The following is a 15,148-nucleotide window of genomic DNA, read 5'->3' as shown; positions in this document are numbered from 1 at the left end:
TAATTAGTACCTGCAATCTGGCGAAAATTAGTGTTTGCGCGTCATGAAGTCAAACAAGGTCGCAATTGCTTGCTGATTTGCTGTGGGAACCGCCGTTTTTAAAATTGTTGCTGGCGTTTGCTGCAGCGCATTATGCGCACGGGCGTATTGGCCATCATTGACAACCATTGTCCGTACATTGATGGCTTTCGGTTCCAGATGAAACTGCAACCCAATAACGTTATTGCCTAATATAAAGCCCTGATTTTTAACGAGGTCACTGGTAAATAACAACTGTGCTTCTTTTGGCACTTCAAACATCTCTTCGTGCCAGTGCAAGGCTGTCAGCTGCTTGGGTAACCCGGAAATCAAATCATTTTGCCGGTAAACCGGCGCCCAGCCGACTTCTTTATGTGGCGCTTGAGTTACTTGGTACCCCAACGTTTTCGTAATTTGCTGGGCGCCAAAGCAGGCACCAAAGATTGGCTTATGCTGGGCCAGAAGCTGTTTGATCAGCTGTCGTTCAGCTGAGATCCAATCAACATCATCGTTAGGGCTCATCGGGCCACCCAAGATCACTAACATATCGGTCTCGTCAGCACTGGGTAAAACGCCGTTGAACTGATACGGATGATAGATATAAAGTTGGTGCCCGTGAGCTTCAGCCCAGTCAGCAATGCTGCCGGGTCCTTCACTAGGTGTGTGCTGTAATACATTTATTCTCATGATTGATGGCTTCCATTCCTATCTGTTAATTGCATATCACTATTATAATACCGTGGATAAGCCAGATAACAAGCGATCACACTGCCGATGCTGGTGGCAGCCAGCAGCATAAAGGTGACCATGATCTGATACATAATCGCTTTAGTCGGATCCACGCCAGCGAAGATCAGGCCGGACATCATCCCTGGTAAACTAACGATACCCACCGTTTTGGCCGAGTCGATTGTGGGGGCCATCCCCGTTCGAATGGCCATTTGAACGATGTGAGCAGATGCTTGCTTGAGATTAGCTCCTAGAGCCAAGCGTTCCAGCACACCCTGCCGCTGATCATGAAAGCTGGTATTCATACTGCGGTACGCCAATCCAATGGCAACCATGGCGTTGCTGGCGATCATTCCTGAAATTGGGACGATCTGACTCGGAGTAAACCGGACAGCACCAGCCAGAACTAATAATAAAATAGTGATCAACGTCGAAGTCGCAATGGCTAACAGGCTGATCCAAAACGCGTGGGGGATTCCATCCGCCCGTTTATTCGCATTCATGGCAGCGTTAAAAATGATGATAAGAACCATTAATCCCGTTAACCAGATTCGGTTAACTTTAATGATATAAGTTAATACATAGCCAACCACGGTTAACTGAATCACTGCTCGAATAACGCCAACGACCATGTCCCGTTCCAAGCCAATTTTTTCCTTTAAATTAATACCTAAGGCAATCACAACAAGTACAACGGCAAACGCTAACGCTGTCGGGCTAACAATTAAATTATTCATGAGCGGGCACCTCAAGCTTTCCATCACGAATGGTCAGCAAGTTATCCGCAGCAGCAATCTCCGTTTCATCATGGGTGACCGATAAGACCGTCACACCGTTTTCACGATAGGATTGAATCAAACGGTGAACAACACCTTTCGTATCAACGTCTAGCCCAGCTGAAATTTCATCTAATAACAGCACTTGTGGCTTGAACAATAAATTTCTTACTAATGCTACCCGCTGTTTCTCACCACCGGACAGTTCAATAATCGGCTGGTCCAGCATACCGGCTTTTAACTCAACTGAATCTAGCGCTGCTAACGCCTTGGATTCATCAAAATTTTGATTGCGGATCTCAAAGGGAAACTTCAAGTTATCGCGGACGGTCTCGCCAAATAGCGTAGGCTGCTGAAAACAGTATGACACTTGCTGCCGATAGATTGGCTTAGGATAAGTTGACTGTTTTTTACCAGCAAACTTCACTACACCTTGAGTTGGCGTCAATAACGTCGCCAGAATTCGCAAAAAAGTACTTTTCCCTGAGCCAGAAGGTCCGGCAATGGTGAGGTTAGCACCCTTTTCAACCTGTAAAGTCATATCCTCCAAAATCCGGTTTCCGCCATTTTGATACCCTAATCCCTGAACATCAAAAATTGGTTCTGTCATCTGAATTCCCTCCAATCGCTCTATTGGCAATAGTTTAGCATAGATACGGTGATTTTGCTAGCAACTAGCAGTGGTATAGCCAGCATCTTAAACCGGTGCCAGCCCTTAAAACTAAAATTGACTTTCAAATAACTTCATGCTAAGCTCATTCTAATTAAATAAACTTGGTCGGATATGTCACCGGATATACTCGACTATAAGCACAATGGTATTTGTTATTCTACCCGTAGGTACGGCGCCGTATGGCGTTACAAGGGTTGAATGATGAATACCTTTTTTCTTTTTTACTATTCTGAGGAGGTTTTAGCATGCGTGTATTAAATGCAGCTGATTTACAACAAGTATTGGATTTTCCAGGCGTAATCAACGTGGTTGCGGACGCCTATCGCGAAAAGGCTACCGGTGAAGGCACCATCTGGCCGATGATCTATCACGAATTTATTTCTGATCAGGCCGATATGGATATTCGTTCCGGCTACCTAAAATCACAGGGTGTCTACGGCATGAAGTTGCTGTCCTGGTTCGCGGGTAACGATGCGAAACAATTACCCGAGCTCAACGGAACGGTAAACCTCTACGATGATGCAACTGGCTTACCTAAGGGTATCGTTAACGCCGCCGCTTTGACCGGCTACCGAACTGGTGCTGCCGGTGCCGTGGCTACTAAAGCCTTGGCTAACCCGAACGCCACTAAACTCCTGCTGGTAGGTTCAGGTTCCCAGGCTGCTTATCAGGTAATGGCTGAACTGACGGTCTTACCTAAATTAAGTGAAGTGACCATTGTTAACCCGGTTAATTCAGTAGAAGCTAAGAATGTAGCAATGAAGCTTGTTGCCCAGCTGACCAGCCAATTTTTACCAGCAATTGACCAAAATAGTGCTGATTATCAGCGCCTTGCTGACCAGCTCGCACAGCTTAAAATCACTGCCAGTGAGGACCTTAAGACTGCTACTCAGCAAGCAGAAGTCATCGTCACTGCAACACCATCGACTAGCGCCATGATCCAAGCTGACTGGGTAAGGCCAGGAACCCATATCAATACGATGGGGGCCGACATGGCCGGTAAACAGGAAGTTGATGAACAGCTCTTTAACACCGCTAAGGTCTTTGTAGACGACCGGGCACAGGCTGCTAGTGTGGGTGAAGCTCAAACGGCAGTTAAAGCTGGCATCGTCTCCGAAGAACAGTTACCAGAGATTGGTGAACTACTGGCTAAAACCACTGACAATCAATGGGATCCGCAAACCGTCACCCTCTTTGACAGTACCGGTATCGCCTTGCAAGACATTGCCGCTGCTAACTTAGCCTTAGACAAAGCCGCTCAATTAAACCTCGGTCAAACAATTAACCTTTAGGAGAATACAATCATGAAAATGAAAGCTTTTGGTGTCGAACAATGGATGAACGAATACGAAACAACTGCCACCTATAATTTAGGTGAAACCTGTGTCTCACCATTGTCGCTGCACGCTTTACTGGATCTCACACAAACCAACGAAACTGAATTTACCCAAAAGATGTTAAACACCCGCCTCACGTACGGTGACATCGTCGGCGCGCCTGAACTGCGTGCCGGTATCACCCAACTGTATCAAAACTTAAAACCGGAAAACATCGTGACCACTCACGGTGCCATTGGCGCTAACAGTCTGGTGTTGACCACCCTCGTTGAACCCGGCGATGAAGTGGTCGTCGTCACCCCAACTTATCAGCAGCTGCAGTCCATTCCAGAGGCGATTGGCGCCACTGTACGGTTGCTGGCCTTGAAGCCGGAGAATGACTATCTGCCAGATATCGATCAGCTAAAAGCTTTGGTCAATGATAAAACTAAATTAATCATCCTCAATAACCCTGATAACCCTTCTGGCTCATTAATGCCACAGGAACACCTGCAACGGATCATTGACGTGGCAAAATCGGTGAACGCCTACATTTTGTGTGACGAAGTCTACCGTCATTTGACCCAAACGGATGACTATTCTCCTTCCATCATCGATCTGTACGCTAAGGGTATCTCAACCAGCAGTATGTCCAAGGTCTTCTCACTGGCTGGTCTGCGTCTGGGCTGGGTTGCAACTCATGATGAATCCTTCATGCAGACGATCTTGTCCCACCGTGATTACAACACCATCAGCTGTGGCGTCCTAGATGAAATGGTCGCCGAAGTTGCTTTAGATCATAAGGATACTTTATTGAAGCGGAATCGCGGCATCGTCCGGAAAAACTTGGCCATTTTAAGCGACTGGGTCGACGCTCAGCCGCATATCAGCTGGGTCAAACCGCAAGCTGGAACGACCGCGCTGCTGCATTATGATTTTGCCCTGCCAAGCGAACAGTTCTGTGACCAGTTATTTAAACAAACTGGCGTATTACTCGTACCTGGTGCTGAATTCAACGTTGAACACGCACTGCGAATTGGCTATGCCTTTGAGAGTCAGGAACTGCAGAACGGGTTGAATCAGTTAAGTAAATTTATGAAGACCCTTGATTAATAAGCTTAATTTAAATAAAAAAGCGAGCCCGTAATTTTACGGACTCACTTTTTTTAATATCCTTAATGCTGAAGGTCTAACGCTAGTTTAATATGGTTCAAGTTAGTAACTAATCCAGTTCTTTGATCTTCCGGAACCGCTAATTTAATGGTGGATTCCAATTCATTAAAGACGCGGTTAATGTCAACCAGTGTTTCGTTTCCCTTAGCCGTCAAATTAAGCTGCTTTTGCCGCTCATTAGTGTCTGGAATCGTCCGGGTAATATAACCCCGTTTCTCCAACGACTTCAACATATTAGTGATTGTGGCATTTTGCCGATTTAAAAATTGGGCAACTGTTTTCTGAATCGTATTGGGATTTTCACCGATGAATTTAATTAACCGTGCTTGCTGACTATTAAGTTCGATCTCCTTTAACCGAACGTTAACCAGTTCAATTTCGAGACTGACCAGGCTATGCAACCGATCAGCGATGCTACTTGAATCGTAACTCTCCATGTATTTATACCTGCCAATTCAGATTTGTGGCCAAACAATTTGTATTTCTTATTGTTGTAGTCATAACAATAATGGTAACAACTGAATGACCCATTGTCCACTCTCTGAGCGTAACTTATTGAATTAAAGGGTTTTCACCCGACTAACTCTGGTATTACTGAACTAATCAATCTGGTTAACACGATTATGCTAAAATTTAGTCAACCAATTAAATCTTTGAATTGAGGTGAATTCCATGTCCGTTCCAGAAGCACGTACGAGTGACCTTAAACTATTTCATGCCTTCATTAACTTGCTTAACGATGGTGAGTCATTGGATAAAATCAGCACCCGCTATTTACTGACTCAAGCAGGCGTCTCAAAATCCACCTTTTATCGTCATTATGCTGATAAATTTGCCTTTTATGATTGGGTAGCTGACTACCTGCTCAACCAGCTGCAGGATACTGATTACAGTGCTGCCACACCACTTTCATTTTATAAACGCTATTTTGAAAAATGTCAGACTTATCGGCTGGCCTATAAATCCTTTATCGTCAACAATCATTGGCTAGAATTCGAACGACGCTTGCTAGATGACGGAATGGCTAACTACACGGCAATTCTTAGTCGGATCAATCAGCCAGACGTTCCGGTCACTACAATTGCTTCTTATGTTGTGTCAGCCCACGTCGGCATGGCCATCAACTGGCTGCAGACTGATGATCCAAGTACACCTGATGAATTAGCAGAACAACTGACACGATTAACAACCGGTGCGTTAGCTGCTTACCATATTGATTTTGCTGGGCTCTTTAAATTGAAGTAATTTGGGACACAATTCAGTATTCTGGTTCTCCTCATTCGTTATCCCAGTAGCTATAATGAATGAATAAAAGCGCCATCATAAGCCTAAATTAAGGACTATGTATGGCGTTTATTTTAAAATCGATTTATTTTTTCTCATCTTTTCTAGCTGCCAGCACCGCTTCAATATCGATCTGTTCTGCCCGATCTTTTAAGGCTACTAGGTTCGCCGCTAAAGTGGTCTTCTCTTGATCAGAAAGGCCTTCTAAAATAATTGAATCCCAAAACTGCATCTCGTCCGTGATCTGAGTGACGTATTTAGTCCCAGCAGGTTCAATATAAACCTGTTTCGTCCGCTGATTATTTTCATCAACGACTCGCTTAATGAGTTCATCGGCTTCCATCCGTTTCAAGCTTCGCGCCACCATGGCGTTGTCAACTGATAAATTATGCCCAATTTGATCTTGAATAATGCCTGGGTTTTCTTGAACATTGATTAAGATTATGGCATCAACTTCCTTTAACCCCATTTTCTTAATGACTGCTTTCATGAACGCTTGGGTCTTCCGCGAAAAGACACCTATTGAAATTCCGATACCTAATGATGCCAAACGTGATCACTTCCTTCAGTATTAAGAATAGCAAAAATAAATGATTTAATCAATTGTTGACAAAAACAATAGTTGATGATAATCTTTAGTCACTCAATTGCTGGGAAGGATGATTTTAATGGTTAAACAACAAGTCCCTGGATACTTTAGGTACACCCTTGGTGATTATGAGATCACTGCTTTATATGATGGTTTCGCCTGTGCGAATAGTGACGCTTATTTTGGCAGTGATCCTGAAACGGTCGAAAAGATTTGGCAGACAAATTACACTAACACAACCGTGATTGACGGCCGAACGAACATTAAAGCTGCTTCTAACACCTACTTGGTCGATACTGGCAAAGAATTGTATCTGATTGATACCGGCAGTGGCAAAGCCTTGGGACCTACCATGGGCAAATTATTAACCAACTTGAAAGCTTCCGGTTATCAGCCAGAAGACGTTGATAAGATTATGTTGACCCATGCTCATCCTGACCATATCGACGGTTTGACGATCGATAATCAGATGATCTTCCCTAATGCCACGGTTTATTTGAAACAATCCGACTACGATCTTTGGGTCAATATTCTCCCTAATCTCAAAGATTTATTGGCACCTTATCAAAAGAAAAACCAATGCGTCTTATTCAACGATGGCGATCCAATTGCAGATGGCATCACGGCCGTTCCATTACCTGGGCACTCAATTGGCCATACCGGCTATCAGATCGAATCAGCTGGTCATAAACTATTTGCGTGGGGCGACATCATTCATGATGCGGATGTGCAGCTGAACAATCTAGGCGTTGAAGTCGTCATGGGTAAGATGGATGAAAAACGGATTGCAATTGAAATTGCAACGGCAAAGAAAACGGTTGAACAGGTGGCCAACACACAAGAATTAGTTGCCGGTGCCCACCTGCCTTTCCCAGGTATTGGCCACATTGTTAAGAACACCGCAACTACGGGCTATCGGTTTATTCCCGTACACTATAATGAAGTCAATTAATTAAAGGAAGCATAAAATATGACAAAAGACTTTCATGAAGTTGTTTTAGATCAATCTGATGATACAAAAGTCATGGACCGTTTGAAGATCCGTGAATTACTAGAATACGAACGCTATACCAGAGATAACTGCTACTTCGATCAGGAAGCTGCTTGTTACAGCGATGATGCTTCAATCCACGTTTCGTGGTTTAGTGGCCCAGCTAAGGATTACATTGCTAAAACCAAGGCTGCCGGTGGTGGCGGCTCTAAGCATAAGATGAACAGTACCATGATTTGGCTGAATGGTGATAAAGCCATTGCCGAAATGTCCGTCACCATGCTTTCCCCGCGCCAAGCAATCGATGGTAACGAATTCGATCTCGTTTCCTATGTCCGCATTTTCAGTGAACTCAAGAAGATCAACGGTCAATGGAAGATCGTCTATGGCGACTGTATTTACGAACGCGATTCACTGGTACCAACCCTACCTGGATCAAACTTAAAGCTAGATAATGATGAAATTAATCAGTATCGTGAAAGCTATAAATGCTTATGCTATGTTCTTTCACGTTCAGGTCAAAAAGCTGACCAAAGCCAGCCTGGCGACGACAAACCAGAAACGGTTGAAAAATTGTACGCAGACGCTAGTGAATGGTTCTTTAACTAAACATCAAAAAAGAAGTACGTCAGCTGGCGTACTTCTTTTTGTGTATTCATCCTTTAGAAATCTTTCAAAAGTTGCTAACTCCCCTAATTAGCATTAGAGTAATATTCAGTAATCCAATAATCGATTCAAAGGAGTAGCTCATGAAATTTAAAATTGGCGTTGAACAAGCCATCTACGTGGTTGTAATTTTGGCTCGCCAGCAAGATCAGCAGCCTCTGAAAAGTAAATTACTGAGCCAGATTTTACAGGTTTCTGACTCCTACCTCCACAAAATTACGCGTCAATTAGCCGTTCAGCACATCATCACCACTGATGCCAGCAAAACTGGCGGTTTAACGCTGGCTCGTCCAACCAGTGAGATTTCGTTATTAGATATCTTTGAAGCAATCGAAGGCACCGATTCATTTGCCTCTTGGAATAATCTGCGTGATCAAGTATTACGGCTAGATAACCACGCGTTTAAACAAAAGTTTGATCAAGTCAGTCTACAATTCAAACAGGCTGAGGAGAGCTATAAAGCCACACTAGCGAAGTTTTCAATTGCCGACCTTTTGAGCGATGAAACTGATTCCTTTGTTGACTGGAATAATATTTCAGAGACTAGATAACTAAAACCGGCACCGTACAGCTACAATTGGTTGTACGGTGCTGTTTGCTTATTCAATTTGGATTTTAACAACTAATCGTCCTGTGATTCAAACCGACTTTCATCTAAATTACCAAACTGCGGTTTCCATGGTGTAATGGTCATCGAAGTAATCAGATCATGCTGGAAATAAGGATCTTGATGGATCAATTCCATTAAGGCCGCTTTATCGCGAACCGCAAAGATCAGGATAGCCTGACGCTTATGGTCACCCTCACTGGGTCCCGAAACGATTAAATCACCGTCATTTACCTGTTGTTTCAGATACTTAATGTGTGCCAGCAAATATTTCGTCCAGCCCACCATATCATCATGGGTATAAGTGACTACAAAAACTTTCTTTTTGACCATAACCACTAGTCCTTTCTGAAGGTCTGGTTAGCAACTGACTGGTAAAATTCTACCAGTTCTTTTGCCGTTGTCTGAGGCTGTTCCATTGGCATCATATGCGTACCTGGGTCAATGGTAACCCGTTTGGAATTTGGATAAGCAGCTGCCATCTGCGCCATAATTTGTGGTACAGCGGAAGCATCCTGCGCGCCACCCAGTGCTAATACTGGTACAGTAGTTTTGGGTGCCGTTTCAGTGGCATCACCAGCAGCCATTACCCGCCAGGCAGCGGCCCAGTTAGCAACACTCATGTGACGGACACATTCGCGCCCATAGCGGACTTCCCATGGATTTCTAGCAATGGTTTCCGGTGTGAACCAGCGAATCAATGAAACGGCTACTTGAGCTTCCATACCCTCTTTTTCGGCGGCATCCGCTCTGGCTGCTAACACTGGGAAGCCCTTCAATCCAGTAGCAATCAGTGCTAATGACCGGACCTCTTCTGGATAATCAACGGCAAAGGACTGCGCAACCGCGCCACCGTACGAAGCACCATAAACATCTGCTTGTTTGATTCCCAATTTCGCTAATAAATGATGTAGATCGTCAGCCAGCTGATCAAGGTTTTGCGTCGTTGGTGCCTGACGTGCCCAGCCATGGCCACGAATATCATAAGCAATCACTCGTGCGCCCGTTTTCGCGATTTCTGGATAAACTTCACGCCAGGTTCGGTGATCTAGTGCCAGACAGTGGATTAAAACTACCGGAAAACCATCCGCGTGATTATCCCAGACCATCGTTTCGTGGTCGCCTACGTTTACCAACGATTCAGTGACATTAGGCCGTAAGCGAAGCTGTTCGGATTTTAAATAAGGTGCAACTGTGCGGGCTGCACTGACCGCACGGGGATTACCCGCGTAGATGCTGGCTAAATTGATGACGTCTTGAATCTCATCATCCGTGGCACCGGCCGCCTGCGCTGCTTGAACGTAAACTTGCAGCTGATCACTCATATCGCCCATGCCGATCAGCATCGCAAAAGTCGTCATCGCCCATTCACGGTCACCAATAATGGCGTTAGCGTTCAGTTCGTTTCCAGTATTCGCAATTGCCCGGCTAAGCTGCGGGGTTAATCTTGCTAGTTCTGCTACTTTTTGGTCGACAATGTTTGCATCAGTTTTTTTATTTGTCATTTTAAAAGCTCCTTTTATCCTTGGATATTTATTATCTATGGTTGAAAGCTATTTTTGCACCTAACTGGACAAACGTCAACTGTATTTGATTATTGTTCTACAATTTCATCCGGAGTAAGTCCCCTTCCCTGTTAATTTAATTGATTGTGCTAAACTTAATTTCAGGAGGTGTTTCATGATGAAAATTTTGATACTAGGTAGTTCTGGCGTTCTGGGGCAGGCCGTGATGAAACAATTAGCGCCATTGCCAGACGTTGATCTACGCGTTTTTGATCGTGGTAAAAAGGGTGTGACCTACCCTGACTTTGTTGAACATATCGTCGGTGATGCCACCAGCGTTGCTGATTTAAAGGATGCTCTAAGCGGTGTCGATGTGGTCTTTTCAACACTTGGACCATACAAAGTTGAAACTTATGCTACCCCGCTGGTACAGGCCATGAAAGAAGCTGGCGTTAACCGGTTGTTCTGGTCCACCCAATTTCAAATTTACGATGATGATATCTTACCTGAAAATCTGAAGTTGGCCGCTAGCTTCGGGTTTGATGAACCTACTGAACGCGGCTACGTTAAAAACCAGCGCCAGGCTGCTGATATTATCGAAGCTGGTCATTTGGACAGTACGCTACTCATGATTCACTTCTTTAAATATGACCAGTCTATCCAACACGCCGTTTTAGACGCTAAGGATCAACCCGTTTCTGGTGGCCCAATTAGTATTGCAACGTTAGCCACTGTTTTAGCGGAAATGCTGCACCATGAGGCGGATTACCGTCAGGATGGGATTAAAATTTCGGCTAAAAATTAAATCATCGCTTAAAATTCAAAAAACGCCAGAAGGAAAATTCTTCTGACGTTTTTGTTTACCTAATCTATGTCTTACATTTTTTTGAACTGTATGGTTTGATTCCAATATGGTTGTAATTCAGCGGACTTTAAAATTGTCCGCGTTTGGTATAACTGATCAAAATTAACGTAAAATAACCGAGATGCGGTTGAAAATTGGTGCATAATGTTTCGGACAACGCGATATTCGTTAGCTGATAAATCAACAATTTGTTTAGCTTGTGTCTTTAAATGCGCTACGCTCTTGATTGTTATCAAGTAGTTACCGCTCCAAACAATTTGCTCCAAAATGTCAGTTCCGTTCATTTTAGCATCCTGAATCAGGTCATTTTCAGTACCACCAGCGTTAACGAAATTACTAAACCAGAAGGCATAGCGATTGCGTAAGAAAATATTATGCGGTGGTAAAGTTCGTAATTGCTGTAAGTAATCAGCCACGTTAAACGGATGTTGCGCTAATGATTGAAAAATCATTTTTAACGTCTGTGCAACTTGTTCGTAAGCTACATGGTTGGCTTTGCCAGCGAAAAACTGGCTTTCTGTCGTTGGCTCATAGTTAATGATGGTTAGGATAGCACGATTAGTTAACTGAAGCTGTTCTTGATAATACTGTGTGACTACTAGTAATTTATTATTTGAAAAAGTTTGAAGTTGCTTATCAGCCATTAAGCTTTCTCCTTTCCCAAACTTTGGCTCATTCTTTATCATACTGAAAACTTCTCTACATAGGTAATGAATACTTCCATATATATCTTATAGGTGAAATTATCCCCCCGCATCGCGGGGAATACGGGGCGTTGACCATGACAACAGATCAAATGAAGGGATCACCCCCGCATACGCGGGGAATACTCCAACACCAAACAAGCTGATTTGAGCAAGGTGGGATCACCCCCGCATACGCGGGGAATACAAGTGGCGAAGCTCTTTTGATTGACCTTGAAAGGGATCACCCCCGCATACGCGGGGAATACCATCAGTTACGTATTTCGTCCAAGTCATTATTAGGATCACCCCCGCATACGCGGGGAATACGAATGCGTTCCTCAGGCGCTTGACATCGTTCAAGGATCACCCCCGCATACGCGGGGAATACGCAGGGTGAAGCCCCCGCCGGTTAGCCAAGTAAGGATCACCCCCGCATACGCGGGGAATACTTGGCCTGAAATATAATTCAGCTAAACACGCTACGCCTGCGCCTGGTCTTAAACCAGCTGGTAAATTATCCGGCGCTTTACATAAGTTAGTGAAACATCCAGCTTCGGCCGCTCCATTAAAAGCAGCTCCCAAAGCACCCAATGTATCAGTGCCAGGCGTTAAAAACAGTGTCAATAATACGGCTGATTTACCACCAAGGAAGTGAGTAATAATGCGCCAATATATTACCTTAGATAAATTAAGCGCCGGACGGGACTGGTTCATCAATGAAGTCGTCGATTACTTTCAAGCCAAAGGCCTGGATACGCCGACCATTGTAATGCTCCTGAACGTCTTTAAAACGGAAATATTTGAAGGCTGGCTCGATACCACGGGGCTGAGAGATGATGAGTATCAGTTCGGTGACGGTGGCGATGAGACCGCCAATGCCATCTACTGGAACATCCAGGCCGACCCGGAGGAACTGCCTGCTATTAAACAAGCTTATGTAAAGTTGTTAAACGAAAGTAACCTTAGTCAGCAAGATTTAGTTGAACAGTTCCAGCAGCTGAGGTTTGAACATCAAGTGGAACAGGCCCAATTGAACTTAGCGTGGCAAAAGTTCCATCAAAAAAGAGGGTGAGAGAGTAGGTTGAGTTTATTTTCATCGAAATTACCGTATTAATCGGAGTTAATACCAGAAGAAAATAAGCGCAAGCTACGAATAAAAATGAAAAAAGTAATTGAACAAGTAATGATCTTTCTGAAACAGGTCTTGAAGGCTTTTTGGAAGATTGCCCTGGGTATTGTAATGGCCATAGTTGGCATTGGCACGTTCCTGGTAATGGGGATCACCAGCTCGGATGATAGTGGTGATAGTACCTTAGGTCAAGGCGAGAAGCCATTAAAACATAAGCCCACTCCTTGGGAAAAACCGAATAAATAACTAATGGAGGTGAGCGTAAATGAAAACAATAATGAACTTGATTAAAGGTATTTTTAAGCTGCTGGGATCGGGCTTGAAGTTGATCGGCTCATTCTTCCTGGAAATCTTAAAAATTATCGGGATTATTCTGGGTCAGCTGTGGCGGATCCTACGGAAGATCCTCCGCGTGTTAATTCCCGTGGTGGTCATTTTGACCGTTGGGTTGTTCTTTGATTTTATCGGCTTATTAATCGACCTTACTTTGGGTAGTAATGATCTTTGAACTGCCAGCATTAAGCCCAGTTAAACAGCAGAAGGTGATAGAGCAATGAATAACTTAAATGGAATTGGCCACATTATTAGTCGGTTGATTAATTTCACTTTGCTGGTGATCAAGAAAGGTTGGGGCGTACTGATAACCGTCATTGGGTTCATCGCGTCAATCAGCACACAGAAACATAGCAATTCATCCGTTATTTTGACTATAACTTATATTAGTCTAAGGCTTGTATAATGGCTATGAATATGACTATAATTGCCTTGAATAAATCTAATACAATAATAGGGGGTAGAATTAAATGAAACTAAGATTATTGACCATCGCCTTATTGAGCTGTGGCCTGGTCGGGGGAATTACCAGTGTAGAAACCAGTACCGCGGTGAATGCCAGTGCCAAGTCATCCAAGGTAGTGAAACATCATAAGAACACTGGTAAGAAGACTAAGAAAATTCCCAAGTATTTAGCAAAAGAATATGCTAAAACCTTAGCAGCTGCTAAGAAATTACCAAAGGATATTCACCTTGTTAAAGGAACGGCTAAAGCTGGCTGGCACGATGATGATACCCAAGCTCAAGCAAAGATGACCAACGGACATGTTGTCTACTGGAACCGGAGCAATCCTGGTAAAGCAGTAGAGCGGATGTCTGGAGTTCGTAAGAGTTTTAAAGACAATTATACTAACAATACTAAACATTGGTTAGTATACTACGTCAATGATCCTAAATATGGTACCCCTGACGATGAATGGCCAGATACTAAGTTTGGGAACTACTATGATTCCTATGTTTTTGAAGGCGAGAAAAAAGATGAGGGTTTTGCTGATCAACCATTTGTTGGAAGAGGCCTGGTCTTAATGAACTTTTCAGCTAAGATTATGTTAGTTAACTACCAAGGCACTAAAGATAAACTTCAATGTTATGTTGAAGATGGCGATGGTAACATAACTGCCAGTTATATTGATTAATTTTTCTGTTTAACTTAAAGAACACTTTCTGGGTGCTCTTTTTTTGTTTCAGTAATTTATTAGCTAAACTTATTTCAGTCCATTGAATAGACGGCATTTACCCAGCACCTTACTCGCCATTACAGCCCGCCTATCCCTTGATACAGCGCCGTTTGCTTCGCCCTGTATTCCGGTTAATTACTTGCGTTTAATTATAATTTATCTTATAATAAAGATAGTTAAAAAGTTGCTCCGCTTTTTTCTCATTTAGCCAACTGTAATTACTTTTCTCTTATTTTAGTTAAGCGGCCGAAGTTTCTTAGCTTAAGGATCACCCCCGCATACGCGGGGAATACCACAGACAAAAATCCCTAAGATCAGCGCCAGCGGGATCACCCCCGCATACGCGGGGAATACACTAAACGAATCCCGTCACTACAGCAATCTTACATTACATTTTCTCCATTTTCCATCACTTTCTAGTTTTAATTAAGCATAAATTCTAAAGCAAAAGAACAGATCCTGCCTTCAGAAATATTTTTTATCCGATTATTACATCCCGGTATTATGTTTGATTGCCTACTTATCTCCTCTGTAAGCACACTATAACCGAACGTCTATGAATGCGTCTAACGGCGCAGTATGATCACCTTATCAATTATGATGAGGTGATTTTTTATGACTAAGCTTCAA

General features: G+C 43.5%; 19 protein-coding genes and 1 CRISPR repeat array. Of the genes, 11 read left to right on the top strand and 8 right to left on the bottom strand.

The features are described from left to right. Positions 1–27: 27 nt before the first annotated feature. The 3 genes from FFM73_RS04860 to FFM73_RS04850 are packed head-to-tail and all read right to left on the bottom strand — an operon-like array spanning position 28 to position 2,133. A complete protein-coding gene (locus tag FFM73_RS04860) occupies positions 28–705 on the bottom strand; it encodes a type 1 glutamine amidotransferase (protein ID WP_137630664.1) in 678 nt (225 codons plus the stop codon). Beyond that, the gene (locus FFM73_RS04855) at positions 702–1,484 is read right to left on the bottom strand and encodes an ABC transporter permease (RefSeq protein WP_137630663.1); all 783 of its coding nucleotides are present in this window, start codon (positions 1,482–1,484) and stop codon (positions 702–704) included. The genes FFM73_RS04860 and FFM73_RS04855 overlap by 4 nt, the downstream gene beginning before the upstream one ends. After that, entirely contained in the window at positions 1,477–2,133 is a 657-nt protein-coding gene (locus FFM73_RS04850) for an ABC transporter ATP-binding protein (RefSeq protein ID WP_137630662.1), read from the bottom strand. Before FFM73_RS04850 ends, FFM73_RS04855 begins: the two co-directional genes overlap by 8 nt. 308 nt (positions 2,134–2,441) lie before the next feature. On the opposite strand from FFM73_RS04850, the gene FFM73_RS04845 reads away from it, so the two are divergent. After that, positions 2,442–3,488, top strand: a complete 1,047-nt coding sequence (locus FFM73_RS04845; RefSeq protein ID WP_137630661.1) for an ornithine cyclodeaminase family protein — start codon at positions 2,442–2,444, stop codon at positions 3,486–3,488. Positions 3,489–3,500: 12 nt separating this feature from the next. Further along, complete coding sequence (locus FFM73_RS04840) at positions 3,501–4,625, top strand: aminotransferase (protein ID WP_137630660.1); 1,125 nt, start codon at positions 3,501–3,503, stop codon at positions 4,623–4,625. Positions 4,626–4,687: 62 nt separating this feature from the next. Here the strand turns inward: FFM73_RS04840 and FFM73_RS04835 are convergent, their stop codons facing one another. Then, positions 4,688–5,122 carry a MarR family winged helix-turn-helix transcriptional regulator gene (locus FFM73_RS04835; protein WP_137630659.1) on the bottom strand — a complete coding sequence of 145 codons (435 nt, stop codon included), beginning with the start codon at positions 5,120–5,122 and terminating at the stop codon, positions 4,688–4,690. A 235-nt stretch (positions 5,123–5,357) separates the two neighbouring features. On the opposite strand from FFM73_RS04835, the gene FFM73_RS04830 reads away from it, so the two are divergent. After that, positions 5,358–5,930 (top strand): TetR-like C-terminal domain-containing protein, encoded by a 573-nt coding sequence (locus FFM73_RS04830; protein WP_137630658.1) that lies wholly within the window; start codon positions 5,358–5,360, stop codon positions 5,928–5,930. Between the two features lie 124 nt (positions 5,931–6,054). Here FFM73_RS04830 and FFM73_RS04825 read toward each other — a convergent pair whose 3' ends face one another. Beyond that, positions 6,055–6,519, bottom strand: coding sequence for a MarR family winged helix-turn-helix transcriptional regulator (locus FFM73_RS04825; protein ID WP_137630657.1), 465 nt, complete (start codon positions 6,517–6,519; stop codon positions 6,055–6,057). A gap of 118 nt (positions 6,520–6,637) precedes the next feature. On the opposite strand from FFM73_RS04825, the gene FFM73_RS04820 reads away from it, so the two are divergent. The 3 genes from FFM73_RS04820 to FFM73_RS04810 all read left to right on the top strand — a co-directional run bounded on the left by FFM73_RS04820 (position 6,638) and on the right by FFM73_RS04810 (position 8,766). After that, on the top strand, positions 6,638–7,510 hold the full coding sequence (locus FFM73_RS04820; protein ID WP_171001209.1) for an MBL fold metallo-hydrolase: 873 nt from the start codon (positions 6,638–6,640) through the stop codon (positions 7,508–7,510). Between the two features lie 18 nt (positions 7,511–7,528). Continuing rightward, positions 7,529–8,158 carry a nuclear transport factor 2 family protein gene (locus FFM73_RS04815; RefSeq protein ID WP_137630655.1) on the top strand — a complete coding sequence of 210 codons (630 nt, stop codon included), beginning with the start codon at positions 7,529–7,531 and terminating at the stop codon, positions 8,156–8,158. 140 nt (positions 8,159–8,298) lie between these two features. Next, positions 8,299–8,766 carry an RrF2 family transcriptional regulator gene (locus tag FFM73_RS04810; RefSeq protein ID WP_137630654.1) on the top strand — a complete coding sequence of 156 codons (468 nt, stop codon included), beginning with the start codon at positions 8,299–8,301 and terminating at the stop codon, positions 8,764–8,766. A gap of 71 nt (positions 8,767–8,837) precedes the next feature. Here the strand turns inward: FFM73_RS04810 and FFM73_RS04805 are convergent, their stop codons facing one another. Further along, on the bottom strand, positions 8,838–9,155 hold the full coding sequence (locus tag FFM73_RS04805; protein ID WP_137630653.1) for a YciI family protein: 318 nt from the start codon (positions 9,153–9,155) through the stop codon (positions 8,838–8,840). Between the two features lie 5 nt (positions 9,156–9,160). Then, the gene (locus tag FFM73_RS04800) at positions 9,161–10,327 is read right to left on the bottom strand and encodes an alpha/beta hydrolase (protein WP_137630652.1); all 1,167 of its coding nucleotides are present in this window, start codon (positions 10,325–10,327) and stop codon (positions 9,161–9,163) included. A gap of 175 nt (positions 10,328–10,502) precedes the next feature. On the opposite strand from FFM73_RS04800, the gene FFM73_RS04795 reads away from it, so the two are divergent. Then, positions 10,503–11,132 carry an NAD(P)H-binding protein gene (locus FFM73_RS04795; protein WP_137630651.1) on the top strand — a complete coding sequence of 210 codons (630 nt, stop codon included), beginning with the start codon at positions 10,503–10,505 and terminating at the stop codon, positions 11,130–11,132. Positions 11,133–11,203: 71 nt separating this feature from the next. On the opposite strand, the gene FFM73_RS04790 is transcribed toward FFM73_RS04795, so the two are convergent. Continuing rightward, entirely contained in the window at positions 11,204–11,836 is a 633-nt protein-coding gene (locus tag FFM73_RS04790; protein WP_137630650.1) for a hypothetical protein, read from the bottom strand. A 158-nt stretch (positions 11,837–11,994) separates the two neighbouring features. Next, a CRISPR array of direct repeats spans positions 11,995–12,327; the repeat unit is 28 nt; unit sequence GGATCACCCCCGCATACGCGGGGAATAC. A gap of 212 nt (positions 12,328–12,539) precedes the next feature. Between FFM73_RS04790 and FFM73_RS04785 the strand changes: the two genes are divergently transcribed. The 4 genes from FFM73_RS04785 (at position 12,540) to FFM73_RS04770 (ending at position 14,476) form a co-directional block, all read left to right on the top strand. Further along, complete coding sequence (locus FFM73_RS04785; RefSeq protein ID WP_137630649.1) at positions 12,540–12,950, top strand: hypothetical protein; 411 nt, start codon at positions 12,540–12,542, stop codon at positions 12,948–12,950. A gap of 87 nt (positions 12,951–13,037) precedes the next feature. Further along, positions 13,038–13,253, top strand: a complete 216-nt coding sequence (locus FFM73_RS04780) for a hypothetical protein (RefSeq protein WP_137630648.1) — start codon at positions 13,038–13,040, stop codon at positions 13,251–13,253. A 19-nt stretch (positions 13,254–13,272) separates the two neighbouring features. Next, positions 13,273–13,515 carry a hypothetical protein gene (locus FFM73_RS04775; RefSeq protein ID WP_137630647.1) on the top strand — a complete coding sequence of 81 codons (243 nt, stop codon included), beginning with the start codon at positions 13,273–13,275 and terminating at the stop codon, positions 13,513–13,515. A 295-nt stretch (positions 13,516–13,810) separates the two neighbouring features. Then, positions 13,811–14,476 (top strand): hypothetical protein, encoded by a 666-nt coding sequence (locus tag FFM73_RS04770; RefSeq protein WP_137630646.1) that lies wholly within the window; start codon positions 13,811–13,813, stop codon positions 14,474–14,476. Positions 14,477–15,148: the final 672 nt, after the last annotated feature.

Source organism: Secundilactobacillus hailunensis, from assembly GCF_005405185.1.
GTDB lineage: Bacteria > Bacillota > Bacilli > Lactobacillales > Lactobacillaceae > Secundilactobacillus > Secundilactobacillus hailunensis.
Note: the sequence above shows the minus strand (reverse complement) of the source record. Positions and strands in the feature narration are given on the sequence as shown.